The organism is Telmatocola sphagniphila, from assembly GCF_018398935.1.
Classification (GTDB): domain Bacteria; phylum Planctomycetota; class Planctomycetia; order Gemmatales; family Gemmataceae; genus Telmatocola; species Telmatocola sphagniphila.
Genome location: NZ_CP074694.1, coordinates 1,257,913 through 1,278,344 on the forward strand (window position 1 = coordinate 1,257,913; position 20,432 = coordinate 1,278,344).

Below are 20,432 nucleotides of genomic sequence, written 5' to 3' on the forward strand. Positions count from 1 at the left end.
GGAAAGGATTCCATGAAGATTCGCAATCCTCTCGTTATTAAAGCCATTGGTTTTCTGGGCGCGGGCATTATTCGCGCCTGGATGTCCACCATCCGAATCGATTATGAAATCTGCGATAAGGAATTGAATCCTTGGAATCCCAAGGGGCCTTCCGGTGCGGGTATTGGTACTTTCTGGCACGAAAATATTCTTGGCCCCGCTTTCTTTTTTCGCAATTGTCGGGCTTCAGTACTGATCAGTTCCCATGCCGATGGCGAAATGATAGCCCGCGTCATTACCCGTTTGGGATTTGGTTTGGTCCGCGGTTCAACGACCCGGGGCGGTGTCAAAGCAATACGAGAACTGGTTGCATCGGGTAAATTAAATCATCTGGCGATTACGCCGGATGGCCCGCGCGGTCCGCGAAGGGTATGCCAGCAAGGAATTGGCATGGTTTCGATTATGACGGGTCTGCCCGTTTATCCGATTGGAATAGCTTACCGAAGTGCTTGGTACGCCCGGAGTTGGGATCAGTTTGGAATTCCGAAACCTTTTAGCCGCTGCTGTGTAATTTTAGGCCCTGCGGTCCGGCCCGATAATTATCGCCTTTCGCAGTTGGAACTGCACACCGCGGAAATTCAGAAGGCCATGGAAACGATCACGGCTCGGGCGGAATACTGGCGTATCCATGGCCATTTTCCATCTGATACTGGCGAGACAGAGATTTCCCTTGCGAAGGCCGCTTAATACTCTGATGGAATGATTCGGTCACTCAAAGCGATCTTCCGCTCTACAACTGTACGATTAATTTCCGCCTGGCTTCTGGCGATCACTTTTATTCTTATCCGTCAGATCAATTGTCGTTTGTCATTCGATGACGACAAGAGTTGGTTCTGGGATCGCGTGAGGCCCTATGTTCCTGAAGTTTGGCCCTTCCCACTACCCACGGGAAAACCCAAATTCACCGACCCCGAGCAAACACCCCGCCGCGATAATAACGATGCTCATAAACAGATCGACTTCGGTGGCCAGTGGGTGTTAGCGAGAATGCTGACCACCGGGCATGGAAATTCGCTGTATAATCCCTTAATCCAGCGCGAAATCATCAGCGCGGCCTACCCGATCAGTAATGAAAGCCCCACTCAGAAGACGCGGGATTCCGACGATCTCTACGATTCCTTCGTAGCTCTCCAGGCGGGAGATCCGCCTCATGAAATTCGCGGTCCGCTTTATCCTCCTTTACTCGCTTTCTTTCTGGCCCCTTACGCAATTGATAACGATCCACAGAGAGCCTATTTTGTTCATCAGTACTTTCTGATGGGATGTACGATATTTGGAGCTTTGGGCATTTCTCTGATCACGCGTCGACGCATCTGGTGGCCCGTCGCGATCTGCCTGATTCTCGTTTTTCCCGGGTCGCGCGCCTGTTTTGAACTGGGCCAGAATGCTTTAGTGACGCTGCTGATTCTCATTTGGGGCTGGGTATTTCTTACTCGCGATAAGCCGGTAATCGCGGGAATAATCTGGGGCTTATTGGCTTACAAGCCGGTCTGGGCAATGTCCTATTTCTTTGCATTAATTCTGTTGCGTCATTACCGGATGGCTCTGGTGATGGTGATAACTGGGATAGTCCTGGGTTTGGCAACACTTCCTGTCGTTGGAGTACAGAGCTGGCTGGATTGGTTGAAAATTGGGGGACGAGCGTCCGAGATGTACGGTATCGATGCGGCGTGGATCCCACTTAGCCGGGATCTGTTCGGCCTGCCGCGCCGATTTTTGACTCCTTTTCATTTGCCGCAGGAGGAAAGATGGACACTGGCTGGCTTCCTGGCAGGTTGGGGGCTATGGGTGTTTGTCTTTCAGGTTTCGCTGCAACTGTATTACTGGAGGAGTGCATCCGCATTGCGAGTGCCGTTCATTTTGCTAGCCTCCTGGATGCTGACTTATCATTTCGTCTATTACGATGCGGCTATTGCAGCCTTCCCTTTTTTGCTGCTGATCGATGCTCAAAGAATGGTGGGAAAGAGCGGTCCCACCATGACCAGTGGTGTGCGACCGCTCTATTTCTACTTCGGATTACTATTTGCCTTCGAAAATGTGCTTTATCCCTTGCGCATCCGAAGCACTGTCGTCGCAGAACGTTTTGCGGAACTCATACCGATTCCGGGAGGATCTGCAGAATATTATCCCCGCCTGATCATTACCACCGATGAATGGACTGCCTGGCCGACGATCTTTCTGCTCGCCGTCTGGTTATGGTGCGCCCGTGAAATGATTCGTTTTGGGAAGCCCCAGTAGTTGGTCCAGAGCTTCTCCGATATCGGGTGAACGCATGAGAGATTCTCCAACCAAGACGGCTTTCGCTCCCGCATTCTCCAGAAGTCGCAAGTCGGCAGAGGTGCGGATACCGCTCTCACTGACTACCAGTCGATCGTGAGGGATCTTCGGAATCAAACTCAACGTCGTCTCCAGGCGAGTTTCAAAACTTCGAAGATCTCGGTTATTGATGCCGATGAGCGGGCAACCGGTATCCACTACGCGATTCAGCTGGTCCACGTCGTGAAATTCGATGAGAGTATCCAATCCTTGTTGAGTCGCGAAGTCGTACAAATCTTTCATTTGCGAGCCCGGAAGACATTCGGCGATCAGGAGCACCGCATCCGCCCCTGCAAATCGAGCTTCAAGAATCTGATAAGTATCGATGATGAATTCTTTTCTCAAAAGTGGAATTTTGACTTCCTTCCGGATCGCTTTCAGGTAGTCCAAGTCCCCTTGAAAGTACTCCTTATCCGTGAGGACGCTAATGCAATCGGCCCGATGCCGAGCGTAAATTTTCGCAATCTGGACAGGATCGAAATCTGCTCGAATCACTCCGGCCGAAGGGGAAGCTTTCTTAACTTCCGCGATTATCCGAATACCCGGCTCGCTGAGCGCCTTCAGGAACGATTTCGATCGGATTGGAGGTACGAGGTGGTCTTCCAGTACTTTCTGCGGCAGCAGAGACTTGGCTCTTTCAATTTCAATTCGCTTCGTCTGAACGATCTGGTCGAGGATCGTACCCATATTTGCACGTAGCCCAGTCCAAGGGATTCTCGTATTTTTTCAGAGCAGAGTATTTTAGAGAATGTTACCGAATTTCACGGGATTGAAATCCAGATCGCCGGTCTACCAGAGGCTCAAGGAGACAAAAATTTGATTTTGTTCAGCGCGGCGCCTCCCGACGATGTGGCCGATATCAGTTCGTCCTGGTCTAGTATGCTCGCGCTGATGGTCTGTTACCTGATCGTGCTCCTGCTGGCTGCAATTCCACTCATCTGGCGAGCAGTATTTCGACACGGACCGATACCAACTCAATCCGACATTCATCTAGTTCAACAAAGAATGCTGCCTGGCGGCGTAATTACACTGCTGGCGATGGCTTTGATTCTTATCCCGATATTAACTGCTCAATTGGTGGGGGGATTCCAAAAAAATCCCTCCACAGGGGATCCCGCCGAGATTTCTAATCGAGAGACTTTGGCGATGCTTGTGGCGTTTCCCTTGCAGTTTTTCTGCCTGGCTGCGTTTCAGATGTTTTTCAGCATCTGGAGCGCTCAGGCCGTGGGAATGACTCGTGGTTCTTATCAGCGCGCTTTCTGGATCTGGTTAGTGGTCACACCCGTGGTTTTTATAATATTTCAAATTACATTAAGCTTTTTTTCGGATGCGGATGTTCACCCGATTGCGAAAAAACTTTCTCAACTGGACGTTCTGGGGAAGATTGTCCTCTCCCTGCAACCGGTGCTTTTCGCTCCACTGATGGAGGAGTGGTTCTTTCGGGGAATTCTTTTGAAATGGCAGCTGCAGCAGGATAGTTCAAACTCAAACGCAGAAACCATACCTTATGCGGTGGAGATAATCTTTCTGATTGCTTTCGTATTTGGGGCTCTCTGTGATCAGAAGGCCGGAATGGTGGGGATGATTGCCGGTGTTTATATCGTAATGCAACTCCTGAGTCGCTCCAGCTGGTTTGTTCGAAAGTGCAAACTTTTGAATTCCGGATGGGTGAAGATCATCTTCGCGAATTCGATTCTCTTCGCGGCCATTCATGCGACGGTGTGGCCAACGCCGATTCCGCTCTTCTTCTTATCTCTCGCTCTGGGTTGGGCGGCACTTCGTTGCCAGGGTTTCTGGGTCGCGTTTCTGATCCATGCCCTGTTTAATTCGGTTTCTACCGTGATGCTCTTTTTTTCTAAGCTTTATTGAGCCAGCCACTTCGACATCAGGAATTGGTAGGTATTTGACCAGTTCTCCAGATAATCCTCAACCGGTTCGAGTTCAGAGTGAGATAAGATAGGTCGAGGCGTACCTAGTGTCAGATTCTCGTCGATCAGTTCGTTATTAGCGAGTTCAACTCTGTAACTCAAGAGGAGAATATCGCAGTTGATTTCTTTCCGCAGATTCAGGATTTTTTCGTTGAGAAGATTTGGAGCTACCTCCTCAAGCTGAACGGCCCCTCGCTGAATTCCATCCCGCTGCAAAATTTGGAGCAGCTCTCTTTCGGGCTGGAGTTCCAGGGGTTCTTCAGAGCGAAGAAAAAGCAGGTGAAAGTGCAGGGCATCCTGGGCCAATCTCTCAGTCAGTTTCTGGAGGATTGCATCCACAAGGGCCAGCGCGAGGATCAACCTCTGAACGGGAGCGCCGTCATCTTTCAAGCGGGCATTTTTCAAATCTTCCGCAAATACAAAGATGAACTTCCGCCTTTGGCGCAGAAAAATGTTCTCATCCCGGGAATAGTAAAACAGTTCCTCGCGAAGGAATTTCAAATCGAAGGTGTCGGGCTTTTCGGATCGATCGGGGGACATGTAAGCCAGCTGAGAATGCAACAGGCTTTCAAATGTTCCCTTATTGGAGATGGAACTATAGCCGCCGATGGGATACTGGTCTTCATTACGAATATTGGACGACACTCGTCGAGTTCGCGTTGCCAGGGGAGGCGATTTTATTTCCATTTGCTGAAAAAAGAGGCTGTTCTCGACAATCTGGCGATGGGCCAGATACTTGGCCAGAGGCATGAGAGCCGTCTTTTGTTCCAGTGCCTGCAAATCGGCCGAGTTCAAGAAGGAATCGCAGCTTCGGAAGATCTCCAAGGTTTTATCAAAGAGGAGCTTCGAAACGTCCGATGGCTCTCCGGGCAGTTGCTCCGGCTCTCCAATTTCGGGGAGAGCAACTTCGTATTGATCGAGTAAACCGCGAATGATCCCGGCAGAGATATTGACTGCAGGCAGATTTAATCTCTCCTGAATGCGGTGCAGCAGGAAGGCCGCGGCGGCCGGTATTTTGTCCTCCGGTTGCCCGAAAATCGCTTCGGATGCCCGCTCCAGCAGAGGATCCATCAGAAATTTTCCGATAATCCGATCTTCATAGATACGGATCCGGGCTGAAGGTTGAGGCTGTCCGCGCTTGGACAGAAACGCTTGGCTGTCATTATTTTGGAGTAGCTGGAAGAAATCGAAAATCAGGCTGGGTAGGGGGACTGGGCGATTCTCGCAAACTAGTTCGTAAATAACTTTGATGCCCTCAAGAAAAGCAGTTTTTGAGTCACGGCTGATGCAAATTTGGAAGTTCTCCAGGATCAAATTGGCAACTTCTGAGGTGTCGCGAAATGCCTGATCTAATCGATTTTCCCTAATTTCCATCTTTCCCGTTATTTCCCGTACAATCGTTACGCTCAGCAAGAACCGAATAGGCGTTAAATCTTCTCAAGTTTGGTAATTATACGTCCGATAACCTCTCTGGGTGCGATTACCGGCGTAGAGGCGGAAAGTCCCTGCAATGGTGAACGGGGGAGATTGCAGCTATGAAATTTTACTTGAGCATAGTGGGCCTGGGGTTGCTGAGCATTGGTTCGATAAAGGCTCAAACTCCTGCAACGATACCGAATGCTTTGCCGACAGATGGAACTATTACCCAGCCTCTAGCGACTCAGCCTCCCGCTACGCAGCCGCTTGTACCGCCACCGGCGAGTTCGCCTGCCTTGTCGATTTCCAAACCATCCTCAGTCGAGAATTGGCAAGGGAACCTGGAAAATCATCCGGCTTATACCGATCCTTTCAATCGCACGTTAATCGGAACGGAACTCTACTTCCGTGCGGGCCCCAGCTTTATTCTGGGCGGCGGCATTCTGCGTTCCCAATTGAATACTACCGGAGCTTCAGTTGAAGGGGGCGGGCGATCGCTGTTCTTCAATTCCGATGGATCTTCAGCGTGGGTCGTCGATCTCGGTTTGAGCTATAGCTATAACCGCGGTCAACTAAACCCCAATAATGTGATTACTGTGATCGGAGATACCGGCTACATTCGAGCTTTGGACCGAACCGCTGCTCAAATAGCCCTCGGCAAAGAATGGTATCCCGTCGGTAGTGCCGATGTGACTGCACACAAGTCTTCCTTCTGGAAATATGGAGTTGATGCAGGACTGCGTTGGGGCACCGGTCATATCGACTACACCAGTGTTCCGATGATTGCCACACCACTCATCCGTCACCAGGATGTGTTTGGGGGCACTTTTATCGGAGCCAACGCGGATCTGGAAGTACCTCTGGGCGGAACTTGGAGTTATCTGTTCGGATTCCGAGTGGAAGTGGGTTACACATTTAGCAGTCTGGTACCAGGCTACAACAGCAGCCTGTACGATATCGGATTACTCTTTGAAACTGGCCTACGGTTCTAAATTCGTAACGCGAAGCGGCTGAATTTGGACGCGTTCATTTCAAGCCGCGTTCTTGATGATGGTCTCGGGAATACGATTCTCCCGTAAAGTGCCAATAATGCAATTTGCCGCTCGATCGCAGGCCCCTGATTGAGCTATTTCTGATTTTAAAGCCGCCAATTGAGTGGTGACCGAGTTTTCCGATGAGGGTTTAGTCAGCCAATCGGTAACGATACTGCTGATTTCAATGGCTGCGTTGTGATCGGTAAGAAATTCCGGGAAGATTTCCTTTCGAGCCAGCAGATTCACCAGAGTGATATACTTCACCTTCATGAAAGCTTTGCCGACTCGGAGGGCGATGCGACTGAGCCTGTAAACGACCACGGCCGGCTTGAGATGATACATGACTTCGAGGCTGACGGAACCGGAAACCATTATGCAGCATTCAGCGGATTCGATGATTTCGGAGGTTCTACCAACCTGAACGTCGATAGGCAGGTCGCGTCCGATAATTTTCTTTCGCGCGACCTCGGCTTGGGTATCGTTGTAGGAAGCAACCAAAAATCTCGTATTGGGCACTTCGCGATAAACGCGACAGGCCGCATCCAAGATATCAGAGAAGTTGCGAGTGACTTCCTGCGTGCGTGATCCCGGCAGGATCGCAACAATGCGACCCGGTCGCTCCTTCTGTCGAGAAAGGAAATCCTGATCCAGAATTTTCTGCTCGAGGTTGTCGTAGAAAGGGTGACCGATAAATTCACTGCGAACGCCATTTTGCAAGTACCACTCGTGTTCGAACGGCAGGGCACTCAAAACGCAGTCGACACTATCTTTCATTTTCTGCACACGCCAGGCTCCCCAGGCCCACAACTGCGGAGGGACGAAGTAGAAGACGGGAATACCCTCTCGTTTGGCTCGGTACGCTAGGTGCCAGTGAAAGCCGGGGAAGTCGATCAGGATGACCGCATCCGGCTTTTCGCGTTGGAAGAATTCGGTCGCTTGACTGCGAAGTCTCAAAAAAGTGATGATGTTCAGGAAGACCCGTAGGAACCACATCACCGATAGATTGCACAATGGGTAGAGAAGGTGGCAGCCGACGGAACGCATTTGGTCTCCGCCGAAGCCTGAGAATCGGGCTGTGGGATCTTTTTGCCGAAGTGCTTTGATGAGATTGTGGCCATGAATATCGCCACTCGGTTCGCCCGCGCTCACAAAGTAATGCATAGAACAACCATCCTGGTTATCGGGAAAAATCGATCCATCGATTATAGCAATACGCTTCCACGTACTGCTATCCGAATCTTAGACTGAAGACATAAGAGAATTAGAGAGCTTTGTTGATCGGTTCCCGGCGGCCAGTCGGAAGATCGGTCTCTTCAGCAACCCGTCGGTATCCCAGAGAATAAAGCACTTCGAGCACTTCGCTCCAGGTGGGGAAAGGACGGCGATTTTCGCGCTTGTAGCGTTCCATCGCCTTCATGAAAACTGTTTCTTCGTCAGTGTAGTCGCGTTCGCAAGTCGTCGGGTCGATCAGACGTCGGCGTTCGCTCGTGCGGCGTTTTTCCGCTGCATTGGCTGCCCTTCGTTTATCGACTGCCACAGGAATATTTCGCTTGCGACGATCAGACATACCAACGGTGGGATCAGCATCTTCGGAAATTCCGCTCATAATACACTCTCGATGAGGAACCAATGGAGGACCTGTTGATGATCGTAAGTGATGGGATCATCTTTATTTGTAATAATTACAGCGTAACCTGATTGCCATTCCAGTCAAGTTCAGACTGAGTTTCTTGAAGGAAAACAAGAAATTTCCCGAGACTCTTTACCGGTTAATGGGAACTTTTCAGGTTAGAGCGGAAAAATGGTTTTCACTCACCTTTCTGCACTACATCCTACGCTTCAATGACCTGTAGGAGAAACGGAGACGCACTTAAAAATCCGAATAATCCGAGTTTAAGAGATAAAACCACTACGCCCGGGGTATTTTGACAAACGATAAAAGGCACTGAATCGGAAAGAATATACCCTCTAGATGGCTATGCACGAATACCTGTCACTTAATTTGATCAATGTTTTTACGTTCTACCTGTGGGCGGCATTTTTCCTCAGTATGTGCCGACGGCTAAGCCAGTACCGCGATTTCGCACAATTGGCCGTGAACATGCCGAATCGCTGGCCTAAGGTACTTCGAAACATGCAAAAGCATGGCGTTCTTTTCATGACTTGGGCGACGATACGTCCGGCCGGCGTTGCCCTGGTTCTGATTTGTCTCCAGATGATTTGTTCCAAGGTGATTTGGCCCCGAGCAATAATTAATGGCCACGATCTGCTGAGCGAGTGGTGGGTGCTTCCGATTTTGGGGCTATGTGCGCTGCTGATGGTTTCTGTCGATGGTTATGGGATTTTTCGAGTTGGCAAGATTGATCGTAAAGAGACAGAGAAATATCTCGATGAAGCCGAGCATTGGCTCTCGTCCTGGAAAGCTCCGCTGATTCAGACTGTGACTTTTGGATACATCAATCCCCGGGTGATGGTCGACACGGAGGTCCGCAAGGCTATGGAGCAGGGCAATACGCTCCTGCAAAGCACATTCTGGTGGATGTCCTTGCAATCGGGAGTGCGCTTGCTCTTTGGCATCTGTCTTTGGACGTGCTGGGCCATGCTGTAATCGACAGGGTTTTTCATTGGAACGCCATGAAGATCCCATGTGACAATTTGGAAAATTACAAAACTGGGATATTCTCATAGGAACCGGTTGTGACGAAACCTGTTCAGCCGATATTCTGATCGATGGTCGATAAACGAAGGATTTGATTCTTTTATTCTTCCTAGAGTGAGCTCTTTTTTGTCTCAGCAGCCGACTACGGCCGTACAGGATTATCTGAAAGCGATTCACAGGCTTGGTGGAACGGACCAGCTGGTATCGCCGATAGATATCGCAAACTTATTGAAGGTTCGCTCCCCTTCCGTAACGGGTATGCTCAAGAGGCTCGCGGATTCCAAATGGATCGAGTATGCCCCGGGTAGTGGGGCTCGATTGACGGAAACGGGGCTCCAGGAGGCCTTAAGGGTCATTCGTCGGCACCGCCTAGTCGAGTTATTCCTTACAAAAGTCCTGGGCCTCGATTGGAGCGAAGTAGATCGCGAGGCGGAATTGTTGGAACATGTGATTTCTCCTCGCTTGGAAGAAGCGTTAGCCCGTTATCTCGGAGAACCGGACGAGGATCCGCACGGTCACCCGATTCCGACCTCCTCGGGTCAGATTCGAAATCGGGAACTTCGACGTTTATGCGACTTCCAAAAAGGCGAGAATGTGATTGTCAGGGAAGTTCAGGATGATAATCCGGATCGGCTCAGAAGATGGCAAGAATTAGGGCTTATTCCGGGCGCCAAAGTTCACATTCAGAGTCATGAGCCCTTGGACGATCTTTTTGAGCTGGCTGTCGGCGGTCGGATTATTCGCGTAGGGAGCGAAGGGTTATCGGGCCTGCGTGGAGAATTTCTGGCCGAGTAGAAACTCGGGAAAAAATGCCCCTTTTCTTTGAATTTTCTCGCTTTCAATTCGCACGAATCAAATCTAGGTTTCGTTCGTAAGGACGAAAAGTCAGGCCGTCGAGGTGTCGGATAGCTTTTCGTCTCCCTAAGGCTCTAGTGACGGAGGGTTGCGTATGCCCGAATTGATTCCTTGTTCCATGGCTAGTTTAGCCATCGCGTCGCTCTACTACACTTGGAGAGAGCGGATTCGTCCCAAATCTCTTCCTGCCACTCTACTTCGACAGCGAGTAGCCTACATGATGTGGGTGGCCGCTCGTCAATAAGTTTCTCTCTCCGGGGAACGATTCTCAAGCGGATCGTTCCTCTTTCTTTTCAAATCCGATTCAAGTCTAATTGGTAAAGTCTTTTGTTGACCAGACACCTCACAAGGTTTAAAATTCATAAAGAATAACCTCGAACCTGTTTTGTGAAACCAAATAGCTTCATGCTGACTAAAAGGATCATTCCCTGTCTCGATGTCGAAAAAGGTCGAGTGGTCAAAGGTGTGAACTTCGTTGGACTGCAGGATGTCGGCGACCCGGTGGAAGTGGCACAGCGCTACGAATCCGAAGGCGCGGATGAACTCGTTTTTCTCGATATCACGGCCAGCCACGAAGGGCGGGAAATTCTCGCAGGTATCGTGCGGCGGGTGGCGGAAGTCATTTTCATGCCGTTCACTGTTGGGGGGGGAATTCGCACGCTGGAGGACGCGACCCGTCTAATTCAGGCGGGGGCCGAGAAAATCAGCATCAATTCCGCTGCGGTAAAAACTCCAGAACTGATTTCAGAGGTTTCCCGTAAATTTGGTAGTTGCGCCACCGTGGTGAACATCGATCCGAAGCGGGTACAACGAAATGGCGAGGAGTTTTGGGAAGTCTTTATCAACGGCGGGCGGGTTCCGACTGGGCTGGAAGCCGTCGCCTGGGCGAGAGAAGTGGAGCGTTTAGGTGCTGGAGAAATCGTTCTAACCTCCATGGATTCGGACGGTACGAAAAAAGGTTACGACCTACCCATCCTCAAGGCAGTCACTCAAGCGGTCAGTATTCCAGTGGTTGCCAGTGGTGGGGCCGGTTGTGCCGAGCATTTCCGGGAAGCGTTCGTTTCCGGAGCGGATGCGGCGTTGGCCGCGAGTATATTCCATTACCAGGAAACCAGTATTCCAAGAGTTAAGAGCTATTTGGAACAGCACAATATTGCGGTCCGCAGACATTTCAATCTGAATTAGGTTTAAAAGGGAGTAACTTTCATGTCGTCGATATCAACTCAAGATTCTCTTACGGCCGCCCGGGATCTCGTCGTCGAAAACAGCATTGCGGATAATCTCGAAAAAGCTCCTTTGGAAGCCAAGCGGGAACCGGAAGTCAATAAGCTTTTTCGCATGGTGATGAAGCACAATGCTTCCGACTTGCATCTGAAAGTGGGTCAACCCCCCATGATGCGTATGCGAGGGGATATTCAGCGGGTCAAAGCCCCGCCGATGACGCAGGAGGAGATGGAGCGTTTGCTTCTCCCTCTGCTCAAGCCGGACCACCGCAAGATTTTAGATAACGAAGGGGGCGTTGACTTTTCCTACGTCATCGGGGCCGACGAGTGCCGTTTCCGCGTCTCCTTGTTCAAACAACGCGGTAAACTCTCTCTGGTTTCCCGCCGCGTGAACAGCGACATCCCGAGTTTCAAAGGCCTGGGACTTCCGGACTCCATCGAATTGCTCTGTAATTTCAACGAAGGTTTGGTGATTCTGGCCGGGGTGACCGGTTCGGGTAAGTCGACGACGATCGCTTCGATGCTGAATTTCATTAACGAACGCGAACCGCTGCACATTTTGACGATTGAAGACCCGATTGAATTCACGTTTACCGATGCCAAGTCCTATATCAATCAGCGGGAAATCGGCCTCGATAGCCGAGACTGGCACAAGGCCTTGAAGGATGCGGTGCGACAGGACCCGGATGTGATGCTGATCGGTGAGTTGCGCGATATCGAAACATTCGAAGCTGCCGTGCACGCCGCTGAAACGGGTCACTTGGTATTCGGGACGATTCACGCCTCTAGTGCGGCCACTACGATTAACCGTATTCTCGACTTGTTCCCACCAGAAAAGCATGGTGCGATCCGGAAAGCGCTCGCGAATAACCTGAAAGCCGTGGTTGCTCAGAAATTGCTCAAGGGATTGAAGAAGCCGCGTATTCCCACCAATGAGATTATGATCGTCAATCCGACCATTCGCAAGCTGATTGGCGAAGGGGAGGACATGAAAATTCAGGATGCCATCAAGCTCTTCTACAACGAAGGTATGATCGACTTCACGGAAAACCTCCGTCAATTAGTTGATAGAGGGGATTGCGATAAAGCCACAGCTCTGGAATATGCCCCTGACCCTGAGAAACTGAAGATGGCTTTCAAGGGCATCAAGGTGGCAGCGGCTGGGATTCTGTGATTTTTTGCTCATTCTCAAGAAGACGGCTTCCAAACGCTGGCGAATTCGTGTTTACTAACTAAAACAAGCTTCACTGTCCGCTCAATTCCGTGCGAACAGTTTTCAGCGCCTGGAAGGCTTGGAGTAGGTTCGTATGCTCGCTCCTTTGATCGCGGATCTGAACGATCTTACGGGGCTACTTTCCACTTTTATGCCTCGGGGAGATGGAAATCTCTTATTCCATCCTGGCAAGATCATTTTTATCACGCTAATTTTTTTAGCCTGGGTCTCGACGGTCAAATGGATCGATCAGGACTGTAATCGTGTCAGTCTCAATCGGCAGTTGTGGTCGGTAGCCAGTCTGGCGGGATTTGCACTGGGGATGGTCGCCGTCTCCATGATGCCCCACTACGGGCTAAGCATTATCCTGCTGATTTTACTTTACCTGTCTCCGACGTTGATTTACGTGAGTAAGCGCAACGAAATCGTTCCTCCGCAACTTAAAGTGTTGACGCGGGCTCACATAAGAAATCTCATCAAGAGGCGTCTAGGAGTGGATGTGGGGGCTGGCGGCAAAGGCGATGAGGGGCCACTACCTTCTATTCAATTCATAGCCAAGAACTCGACCCAGGATGATATCGACGAAGCCCGCCTCTCGAAAGCAGTTGATTCGCCCGGCTATCGTGCCGCACTCGAACTGGTTCAGGACGCTATCAACCAGAGGGCGACCGATATCCATTTGGAACCGACGCGGGATGAAATGACCATTCGATTTCGCGTCGACAGTATTATGAACTCCGTGCCCTCGTTCGCTCGTAGCCGTGGTGATTCGGTCATCAACGTATTCAAAGTGCTCGCCGGCTTGGATATTACTGAAAAACGTAAGCCCCAGGATGGTAGTTTCGGGGCGGAAGTCGAAGGTCGCAAGGTCGATTTCCGCTTGGCAACGGCGGGAAGTCTGAATGGCCAGAAGATGGTTATTCGTATTCTTGATGCCTCGAGGCAGGTCACCACACTCAACAGTCTTGGCTTGCGTGCCCAACTTCGGGAAAAAGTCGAAACCGTCTGCCAGCAATCCTACGGTATGATGATTACCTGCGGCCCGACCGGGGCCGGGAAAACGTCCACTCTTTATGCATGTTTAGGCGAAATTGATCGATTCCAACGCAACGTCATCACTCTGGAAAATCCCGTTGAATACCAGATGGATAACGTAACGCAGATTGAAGTGAATCCTAAGGCCGGCAAGACTTTTGCTGGCGAGCTTCGCAGTATTCTTCGACAGGATCCGGATGTTATATTGGTGGGTGAAATTCGAGATGCCGAAACGGCCGAAATCGCCTGTCAGGCCGCTCAGACCGGTCACATGGTCTTCACCACCGTACATGCGAACGATGCCGTTACCTCGGTCGGTCGACTAATCGACTTAGGCGTAAAACCCTTCATGATTGCCAGTGCCCTTTCTGCCGTGCTCGGCCAGCGTCTGGTACGGTTGCTCTGTCCGAAATGCAAGATAGGTTACAGTCCGTCGGACGACATGCTGCGAAAATTGAAGATCAAGCCCGCTCCCGATCGGAAAATTACCTTCTACAAACCGAAGGTTTTGAATCCCGATGATTCGAATGCCGACGTACGAAATCGCTGCGAAAAATGTAAAGGCACCGGCTACCTCGGTCGAACCGGTATTTTCGAATTACTGATGATCACGGATGAAATCAAAGAGTTGATTCGGGCGAACCCCGACCTGGTGGCCATCCGCCAGTCCGCGCTGAAAAATGGTTTCCAAACGCTCTTCGAGGACGGGCTGCGAAAAGTCATTGAGGGTAAAACTTCGCTAGAAGAAATTCAGCGAGTGGCGAAATAACCAAATAAGAGATATCGCATGATTATGCTTGCTTGCGTTTTGGTTATGCTGATCATCGCATACACGTCCATGCGCGATGGCCTGATCCCAGCTTTTGCTAACCTGGTTATCAGCCTTCTAGCCATCATCGTGGCATTCACCATCTGGCCTTACGTTGCGTTTTCCATTGAAACGGATGTTCGCGGCGGCATGATGGACGCTTTCGAAGACTCCATCCCTCTGATTCTCGGTTTTACTCTGACTGTTTTGGCTTTGCGATTTCTGAGTCAATCGATTCTGAAGGATTACAATTTCGGATTTTCCGATCTATTCAATCGAGGGGGAGCCTTCGTGGTAGGTCTCATCACGGGATATTTTGTTAGCGGTTTTTTAGTCCTGGTACTCCAGACAATACCCTGGGATGAGAACTTCTTGGGTTTCCAACCTGAAAAACAGGGTGTCTCCGGCAGATTCTTCCCTGCCGACACAGTCGTTTTGAAATACTTGACCCGATTGCACAATTCGACCGGTTACACGGCAGATTCCGCGGAGCAGAAAGAAGCCTTTGAGAATTTTGAGAAGAATTTCGCAATCTATCGCCGCTTCACCGAGACCCGACCCGTTCAACTTTATGTTCCGGAACCTCCCAAGGATGCGAACGACAAGAAGTCGACAGACAAGAACAAGGATGTGAAAAAGAAGGATCCAGCGAAAAAAGACGACGTCAAAAAAGGTGCTGACAAGAAAGACGAGGAAAAGAAGTCGGGCGATTCGGAGAAGAAGGACGATGAGAAAAAGTCCGGAGACTCGGACAAGAAAGACGATGAGAAAAAGTCCGGTGACTCGGATAGAAAACCGGACGATAAGTAACTCGACTCACTTCGCTAGCGAAACAGCAACGATCTCTCGATCATTTCGAATGTACATATTCTTGTTCGCAAATGCGGGGTGCACCCAGATAACCGGGTGCCGAGCCAGATTATTCGTAGGCTCTAAGATCACTGCTCGATCAATTTCGCGATAACCTTTCGGCGACAACTCGGCGATAATGAGTTCTCCCTGCTCGTTGAAAAGGAAGTAACGGCTTTGATGCTCGATGATAAATGCATTGTCCCAGCGTTCGGAGCCATCCGGTCCTTCTTGGGAGGATACTTTTTTCGGAGTCTGTCTCCCGCGCGTCGCTTGCATGGATTCCCAGACTCGAGCGCCGTTTTTTGCATCCAGACAGCGTAGCTGTCCATAGCTGCAGACACCGTAGATGAAGCCGTCTTTGACAGCGGGTGTCGGCATAATGCTTTGCAGAGTATCCGTTTTGTCGGGCATCTCGCTTTTGCCTTTTCCCTCCCAGACGACTTCCACACTGCGGCCGGTGGGAGCTACTTTCAATAATTTTGCACCGTTATAAAAAGCGGTGATGAAAAGTTTGTCCTCATCCACTTTCCGGACTGCAGGTACGTTCAAAGCCATTTTTAATGGGAAATTCAAGCTCCAGAAGGATTCGCCGGTCTTGGGATCCAAGCCTACGATTTTCTGGCCGTGCCAGATAATCAGTTGGCGATGGCCAGCCACCGAATAAATCATCGGCGGGCTATATCCGAAATCTCCCGGGCAATCCAAAGCGGTCCATACTTCCTTTCCGGTGCTTTTGTCGAATGCCACAACTAATCTGTTTTGTGATCCCCCGGCCAGGCAAATTAAAAGATCACCATCGATAAGAGGATGGGCGGCGAAACCCCACAAGGGCACTTTTGCATCATATTCTTTTTGAAAATCTTTCTTCCAGAGGACTTCGCCGTTCTCGGTCTTCTGACAGGTGAGGTTCCCCATGGCTCCCAAGGAATAGACTTTATCGCCATCGACGGTTGGCGTGCAACGGGGACCGGTGGGGTAGCTGATTCGATAGGCGCAGTCGTAGTCGTACTTCCAGATCTCTTTCCCGGTCTTTTCGTTCAGACAGAGAATCCGTTCCTTACCCGCTAATTCCGCAGTAGCGAAAGCATTAGCCGGACTTTTAACTCCATTCGCCAGAGTGCGATCCATCACATAAATTCGTCCATCCGCTATGGCCGGGCCACTATATCCGGCGCTGATCGGTTGTCGCCACAGAACTTTCGGCCCGCCCGCAGGAAACTTGTCGAGAATTCCATCTTCACGCCAGACGCCGTCCCGCTTGGGACCCAACCATTGAGGCCAGTCGTCGGCATACACGAGCGAGCTGCCAAGGAATACGATGCATAAGCTGCAAAACGCTATTTTCATCTTCAGACTCCGCTTGAGATCGATCCCAAACATTATATGTTGCCTTGAGGAGCAGATTCCGTTTCGCACAAGGGTGTTCAATAATTGGTAAGGCTCGAGTGGTTGAAAGGACGATTGCCGGATGCGGCAAATAATTCGGAAAAATGTGGATGGCCTGGAACGTCAGGCCATTTTTTATCAGCACAACCCCGGTAATTCCAGACAGCCACTGCTGATCGTGCTCCACGGCAAGGGAGGCACTGCAGATTGGGTTCTGGAAGAGACGCAGCTGGAAATGTTCGCGTCCGAGCAGGGTATCGCGCTTTTAGCACCAGACGCCTTGACGCTCGAACCCGATAAACCCCCCAAATTTCTAAGCAATCCGCAGTTCTGGAATTCAGACCCACGCAATGAATTTGCCGGGCGGCTGCCGGATGATGTGAGATTTCTCAAAATACTGATCGACGATTTTCGGCAGTATTTCCTGATCGATCCGAAACGCATCTACGTTACGGGCTTCTCCAATGGAGCGGCCATGACCTTCCGTTTGGCCATCGAAGCCGGACAGGTTCTCGCTGGGATCGCACCAATTGCAGGAAATTGCCTCGTTGACCCGGTCTTATTGCATCATCCCGTTCCTACCCTTTGGCTGATGGGCGAAAAAGATCCGCTAATGCCTTTCGAGGGAGGATTGGTGACATCTCCCTGGGGTAAACAGTATACTCGGCCGCCGATGGTGAGCGAGGCTCAGCGTTGGGCTTCCGCATTGAAATTCCGGCTGGAGGAGAAACACGATTTTTCTTACCCGGATCGCGAGGGAATGCGCTACGTGCGTGAGGGGCAGGTATATTTCGAGTTCTGTAAGCTCAAAAATCTCGGTCACCACTGGCCGGGTGGGTTGGGCCGACTGAACCCCAAGTTATTTGGCCCGGCTGCTCCAATAAACGGCAACGAACTGATCTGGAATTTCTTCAAGCACCATCAGCTTGGATGAGTTGCAAGCGATTCGCGTAGTCGTTCGAGCCCTTCTGCAGTGGAAATCATCGGAGAGTAGCCAAAATCGCGCTTCGCGGCCGAGATATCGAACCAATGCGCGGTTGACAAGTTGCGAGCCACGAACCGAGTCATTGGCGGCTCGCCTAGGATGGGGAACAATCGATAGAGGCCCTCCATCATCCACCCGATCGAGTACGCCACGGAAGTAGGGATTCGTCGAGTTACTGGCGGAACGTTGTAAATGGCCAAAATTTGATTGATGAAATCCCACAGTTTGACCGGTTCGCCCTGGGATAAAAAGTAAGCTTTACCCGCCTGAGGTGATGCGGAAGCAAGGGACTCGCCCGCCAGGATGTGAGCCAAAGCGGCGTTTTCCACAAAGATGACATCGACTTTATTATTGCCGGACCCGATACACGCAAGTTTTCCTTTCCGGGCTCGGGTAACGATCCTCGGTATCAGATGAGGATCTCCAGGCCCCCAGATGAGATGCGGTCGCAAAGCGACCGTACTCAAATCACCGTAGTTGGCGGCGAGTACTTCCTGCTCGGCGATTGCTTTCGTCTCGGCATAAGGGGCTTCGAAGCGACGCGGATAAGGAATGCTTTCATTAACCTCTTCTAAATCTCCCCCGGGATAAACCACACTGGGCGTACTCGTATAGACCAGTCGGCGGACTTGATTCTTCCGACAAGCCGACAGAACATGTCGTGTTCCAATAACGTTCGCGGAAAAATAATCGCGATAGGAGCCCCAAATGCCCGCTTTGGCCGCCACGTGATAGATGACATCGCAGCCATGGCCTGCCCGTTCGATTGCTTCGGGATCCACAAGATCTCCGAGACAGATCTCTACGGAAGGGGATTGAATATGACCAGAGTTAGTACGAGAAAATGAACGAACGTGATAGCCGCGATCAATTAAAAGCCGAACGATCGAGCGACCCAAAAAGCCTCCCCCGCCGGTAACCAGAGCCGTCTTCATGCCGGGGTCTCTCGGCTTCTCAATTCGTCAAAAGTGGGAGGCAGTGCAACATCTTCCGTTAACGGTTGAGGATGAAATTTTCGCCTTTGAAGTCTTTGGGTGGCCCACAGGGCCAATTTTTCGCGAAAAATCTTTGCATTGTGCCGGATATCGACTGGAAATTTCGGATGAATTAAAATCGCTTGGATTGCGCGAGTGTGCGGCTGCTGTTTGGCCAGGTGAAAAAGCTCTCCCACAATATCCGGGCCGTGTGTGGTGTAGTCTTTTTCCAGCTCAATACATAGGATGGGATACTTTTTCCCATCAAAAGTTACCCCCACCAGAGCACTTCGAAATACCATCGGATGCGAATTGAAAATGGCTTCCGTGGGAATGGAAAAGAGCGTTCCTCGTTCAGTCTCCACGCGGTGCGATTTTCGTCCGCAGAACCAAAGCCGCCCCTCCGAATCGAGATAGCCGAGATCTCCCATACGGTGACGATTTCGCCCGGTTTGAGGGTCCAAGATTTTAGATAGTTTGTTAGCTTCTTCGTGAGCGTAATACGCTTGCGTCACGACCGGACCATGCACGACGATTTCGCCGATCCTCGAGACCGGAAGTGAGAGCCCATCCTGCCAATTGCTAATAGCCGCATCGCTGATTGCAATAATTTTGACGTCCATATCCGAAACTGGTTGGCCAATACAGGTGCCACAGCCACGTTCGGAATATTGCCGAGTTTCCTTCAATAACGTACGGCTGCAAACCGTGGCCACCGGTAGCGATTCCGTGGCTCCATACGGCGTGTGGATGTAAGCTTTCTCCGGAAGTTTGCTTTGCAGCCTCTCAATGACCTTGATCGGCACAGGAGCTCCAGCCGAGGTCACACGTTTCAGAGACCGGAGCGATTCCGACTGCAACTGATCATATCGAGCCAAGCGGTTGAGAAGAGCCGGTGAACCGAATAGATTGGTAACGCCAAAATTCTCTATTGCTTCAACGATCTTCTTGGGATCGACATTCGCCGGACGGGTAGGATTCATGTCCGGTATGATGGCCGTCATGCCCAGTGCAGGGCCGAACAGAGCGAACAATGGAAAAGTTGCCAGATCGACCTCACCATGACTGATGCCGTACATCTTCTGGAGAATTTCGACCTGTTTCTCAAAGATGTGATGGGTATAGATTGCTCCCTTGGCCGGTCCCGTACTTCCACTAGTGAATAGGATCGCAGCTAGATCATTGGGGTGAGTGAGGGCGCATTTATAATCACCGGAGCTTTTTCTGCGAAGGCAATCCAGGTTGTGCTCGGCTAGCCAGCGTTGTTTGCGGGTACAGACGGTAGTTCGAATCGTAGTGCGCGACCAGCCAAAAAGCTTTCGCGCCAGATGGGCCTTCGGAACCCCGATGAAGGCCTCAGGCTTGGCTTGAGCCAGACACCGGCCCAGGTTTCGAATCCCCATACCCGGATCAATCAGAACGAGTACCGCGCCCACTTTGAAAAGTGCGAAGGTGGTCGCGAAAAAATCGAGCGACGGCTGAACCATCAGGACCGTTCGAGTTCCCCGCCGGATGCCGATAGATTCGAATCCGGAAGCCAGCCGATTACTGTCTTCGTGCAACTGCTGAAACGTCAAATGGGTGTAAGAGACTCTGTTATCTTCATCTCGAGACTGCGGGAACACCACGGCCATGCGATGCGGTTCCTGGTTTGCCAGAACCTCCAGGTGTCGGGCGACATTGCATGGAATTTGGACAATCATGTTGGT

The 20,432-nt window shown here is 50.9% G+C and carries 19 protein-coding genes; 12 read left to right on the forward strand and 7 right to left on the reverse strand.

What is annotated here, in order from left to right:
• Positions 1-12 precede the first annotated feature (12 nt).
• Complete coding sequence (locus KIH39_RS05350) at positions 13-726, forward strand: lysophospholipid acyltransferase family protein (protein ID WP_213498231.1); 714 nt, start codon at positions 13-15, stop codon at positions 724-726.
• A 12-nt stretch (positions 727-738) separates the two neighbouring features.
• Positions 739-2,277, forward strand: coding sequence for a glycosyltransferase family 87 protein (locus KIH39_RS05355; protein ID WP_213498232.1), 1,539 nt, complete (start codon positions 739-741; stop codon positions 2,275-2,277).
• Here the strand turns inward: KIH39_RS05355 and trpC are convergent.
• The gene (gene trpC, locus KIH39_RS05360) at positions 2,233-3,042 is read right to left on the reverse strand and encodes an indole-3-glycerol phosphate synthase TrpC (RefSeq protein WP_213498233.1); all 810 of its coding nucleotides are present in this window, start codon (positions 3,040-3,042) and stop codon (positions 2,233-2,235) included. The genes KIH39_RS05355 and trpC overlap by 45 nt on opposite strands.
• 129 nt (positions 3,043-3,171) lie before the next feature.
• Between trpC and KIH39_RS05365 the strand changes: the two genes are divergently transcribed.
• The gene (locus tag KIH39_RS05365; protein ID WP_213498234.1) at positions 3,172-4,224 is read left to right on the forward strand and encodes a CPBP family intramembrane glutamic endopeptidase; all 1,053 of its coding nucleotides are present in this window, start codon (positions 3,172-3,174) and stop codon (positions 4,222-4,224) included.
• Here the strand turns inward: KIH39_RS05365 and KIH39_RS05370 are convergent.
• Positions 4,218-5,657, reverse strand: a complete 1,440-nt coding sequence (locus tag KIH39_RS05370; RefSeq protein WP_246539540.1) for a hypothetical protein — start codon at positions 5,655-5,657, stop codon at positions 4,218-4,220. The two genes, KIH39_RS05365 and KIH39_RS05370, sit on opposite strands and share 7 nt — an antisense overlap.
• Positions 5,658-5,818: 161 nt before the next feature.
• On the opposite strand from KIH39_RS05370, the gene KIH39_RS05375 reads away from it, so the two are divergent.
• A complete protein-coding gene (locus KIH39_RS05375) occupies positions 5,819-6,691 on the forward strand; it encodes a hypothetical protein (protein WP_213498236.1) in 873 nt (290 codons plus the stop codon).
• A 39-nt stretch (positions 6,692-6,730) separates the two neighbouring features.
• Here the strand turns inward: KIH39_RS05375 and lpxB are convergent, their stop codons facing one another.
• Together lpxB and KIH39_RS05385 are read right to left on the reverse strand one after the other, a co-directional pair.
• Positions 6,731-7,894, reverse strand: a complete 1,164-nt coding sequence (gene lpxB / locus KIH39_RS05380) for a lipid-A-disaccharide synthase (RefSeq protein ID WP_213498237.1) — start codon at positions 7,892-7,894, stop codon at positions 6,731-6,733.
• 100 nt (positions 7,895-7,994) lie between these two features.
• Positions 7,995-8,339, reverse strand: a complete 345-nt coding sequence (locus KIH39_RS05385) for a hypothetical protein (protein ID WP_246539542.1) — start codon at positions 8,337-8,339, stop codon at positions 7,995-7,997.
• Positions 8,340-8,705: 366 nt separating this feature from the next.
• Here KIH39_RS05385 and KIH39_RS05390 point away from each other — a divergent pair, with 366 nt between their 5' ends.
• From KIH39_RS05390 to KIH39_RS05420, 7 genes are all read left to right on the forward strand, one after another.
• A complete protein-coding gene (locus KIH39_RS05390) occupies positions 8,706-9,341 on the forward strand; it encodes a hypothetical protein (protein ID WP_213498238.1) in 636 nt (211 codons plus the stop codon).
• A gap of 177 nt (positions 9,342-9,518) precedes the next feature.
• Positions 9,519-10,187 (forward strand): metal-dependent transcriptional regulator, encoded by a 669-nt coding sequence (locus KIH39_RS05395; RefSeq protein ID WP_213498239.1) that lies wholly within the window; start codon positions 9,519-9,521, stop codon positions 10,185-10,187.
• A gap of 154 nt (positions 10,188-10,341) precedes the next feature.
• Complete coding sequence (locus KIH39_RS05400; RefSeq protein ID WP_213498240.1) at positions 10,342-10,491, forward strand: hypothetical protein; 150 nt, start codon at positions 10,342-10,344, stop codon at positions 10,489-10,491.
• A gap of 161 nt (positions 10,492-10,652) precedes the next feature.
• Positions 10,653-11,432 (forward strand): imidazole glycerol phosphate synthase subunit HisF, encoded by a 780-nt coding sequence (gene hisF, locus KIH39_RS05405; protein ID WP_213498241.1) that lies wholly within the window; start codon positions 10,653-10,655, stop codon positions 11,430-11,432.
• Positions 11,433-11,453: 21 nt separating this feature from the next.
• The gene (locus tag KIH39_RS05410; protein ID WP_213498242.1) at positions 11,454-12,644 is read left to right on the forward strand and encodes a type IV pilus twitching motility protein PilT; all 1,191 of its coding nucleotides are present in this window, start codon (positions 11,454-11,456) and stop codon (positions 12,642-12,644) included.
• A 133-nt stretch (positions 12,645-12,777) separates the two neighbouring features.
• Positions 12,778-14,487: a GspE/PulE family protein gene (locus KIH39_RS05415; protein WP_213498243.1), complete on the forward strand. Its 1,710-nt coding sequence runs from the start codon at positions 12,778-12,780 to the stop codon at positions 14,485-14,487.
• An 18-nt stretch (positions 14,488-14,505) separates the two neighbouring features.
• The gene (locus tag KIH39_RS05420) at positions 14,506-15,336 is read left to right on the forward strand and encodes a CvpA family protein (protein ID WP_213498244.1); all 831 of its coding nucleotides are present in this window, start codon (positions 14,506-14,508) and stop codon (positions 15,334-15,336) included.
• 6 nt (positions 15,337-15,342) lie between these two features.
• On the opposite strand, the gene KIH39_RS05425 is transcribed toward KIH39_RS05420, so the two are convergent.
• Positions 15,343-16,725, reverse strand: a complete 1,383-nt coding sequence (locus tag KIH39_RS05425; protein ID WP_213498245.1) for a PQQ-binding-like beta-propeller repeat protein — start codon at positions 16,723-16,725, stop codon at positions 15,343-15,345.
• A 121-nt stretch (positions 16,726-16,846) separates the two neighbouring features.
• Here KIH39_RS05425 and KIH39_RS05430 point away from each other — a divergent pair, with 121 nt between their 5' ends.
• Positions 16,847-17,698, forward strand: coding sequence for an alpha/beta hydrolase family esterase (locus tag KIH39_RS05430; protein ID WP_213498246.1), 852 nt, complete (start codon positions 16,847-16,849; stop codon positions 17,696-17,698).
• Here KIH39_RS05430 and KIH39_RS05435 read toward each other — a convergent pair.
• Together KIH39_RS05435 and KIH39_RS05440 are read right to left on the reverse strand one after the other, a co-directional pair.
• On the reverse strand, positions 17,686-18,684 hold the full coding sequence (locus KIH39_RS05435; RefSeq protein ID WP_213498247.1) for an NAD-dependent epimerase/dehydratase family protein: 999 nt from the start codon (positions 18,682-18,684) through the stop codon (positions 17,686-17,688). The genes KIH39_RS05430 and KIH39_RS05435 overlap by 13 nt on opposite strands.
• Positions 18,681-20,426: a fatty acid CoA ligase family protein gene (locus KIH39_RS05440; protein WP_213498248.1), complete on the reverse strand. Its 1,746-nt coding sequence runs from the start codon at positions 20,424-20,426 to the stop codon at positions 18,681-18,683. The genes KIH39_RS05435 and KIH39_RS05440 overlap by 4 nt, the downstream gene beginning before the upstream one ends.
• Between the last annotated feature and the right edge of the window lie 6 nt (positions 20,427-20,432).

What these genes read in the sequence shown, in the direction of transcription:
- KIH39_RS05410 (WP_213498242.1), top strand. Translation starts at nt 11,454, where the DNA reads ATGTCGTCGATATCAACTCAAGATTCTCTTACGGCCGCCCGGGATCTC.
- KIH39_RS05430 (WP_213498246.1), top strand. Translation starts at nt 16,847, where the DNA reads ATGCGGCAAATAATTCGGAAAAATGTGGATGGCCTGGAACGTCAGGCC.
- KIH39_RS05355 (WP_213498232.1), top strand. Translation starts at nt 739, where the DNA reads ATGATTCGGTCACTCAAAGCGATCTTCCGCTCTACAACTGTACGATTA.
- KIH39_RS05400 (WP_213498240.1), top strand. Translation starts at nt 10,342, where the DNA reads ATGCCCGAATTGATTCCTTGTTCCATGGCTAGTTTAGCCATCGCGTCG.
- KIH39_RS05425 (WP_213498245.1), bottom strand. Translation starts at nt 16,725, where the DNA reads ATGAAAATAGCGTTTTGCAGCTTATGCATCGTATTCCTTGGCAGCTCG.
- KIH39_RS05440 (WP_213498248.1), bottom strand. Translation starts at nt 20,426, where the DNA reads ATGATTGTCCAAATTCCATGCAATGTCGCCCGACACCTGGAGGTTCTG.
- trpC (WP_213498233.1), bottom strand. Translation starts at nt 3,042, where the DNA reads ATGGGTACGATCCTCGACCAGATCGTTCAGACGAAGCGAATTGAAATT.
- KIH39_RS05375 (WP_213498236.1), top strand. Translation starts at nt 5,819, where the DNA reads ATGAAATTTTACTTGAGCATAGTGGGCCTGGGGTTGCTGAGCATTGGT.
- KIH39_RS05370 (WP_246539540.1), bottom strand. Translation starts at nt 5,657, where the DNA reads ATGGAAATTAGGGAAAATCGATTAGATCAGGCATTTCGCGACACCTCA.
- KIH39_RS05350 (WP_213498231.1), top strand. Translation starts at nt 13, where the DNA reads ATGAAGATTCGCAATCCTCTCGTTATTAAAGCCATTGGTTTTCTGGGC.
- KIH39_RS05390 (WP_213498238.1), top strand. Translation starts at nt 8,706, where the DNA reads ATGGCTATGCACGAATACCTGTCACTTAATTTGATCAATGTTTTTACG.
- KIH39_RS05385 (WP_246539542.1), bottom strand. Translation starts at nt 8,339, where the DNA reads ATGAGCGGAATTTCCGAAGATGCTGATCCCACCGTTGGTATGTCTGAT.
- KIH39_RS05435 (WP_213498247.1), bottom strand. Translation starts at nt 18,684, where the DNA reads ATGAAGACGGCTCTGGTTACCGGCGGGGGAGGCTTTTTGGGTCGCTCG.
- lpxB (WP_213498237.1), bottom strand. Translation starts at nt 7,894, where the DNA reads ATGCATTACTTTGTGAGCGCGGGCGAACCGAGTGGCGATATTCATGGC.
- hisF (WP_213498241.1), top strand. Translation starts at nt 10,653, where the DNA reads ATGCTGACTAAAAGGATCATTCCCTGTCTCGATGTCGAAAAAGGTCGA.
- KIH39_RS05420 (WP_213498244.1), top strand. Translation starts at nt 14,506, where the DNA reads ATGATTATGCTTGCTTGCGTTTTGGTTATGCTGATCATCGCATACACG.
- KIH39_RS05415 (WP_213498243.1), top strand. Translation starts at nt 12,778, where the DNA reads ATGCTCGCTCCTTTGATCGCGGATCTGAACGATCTTACGGGGCTACTT.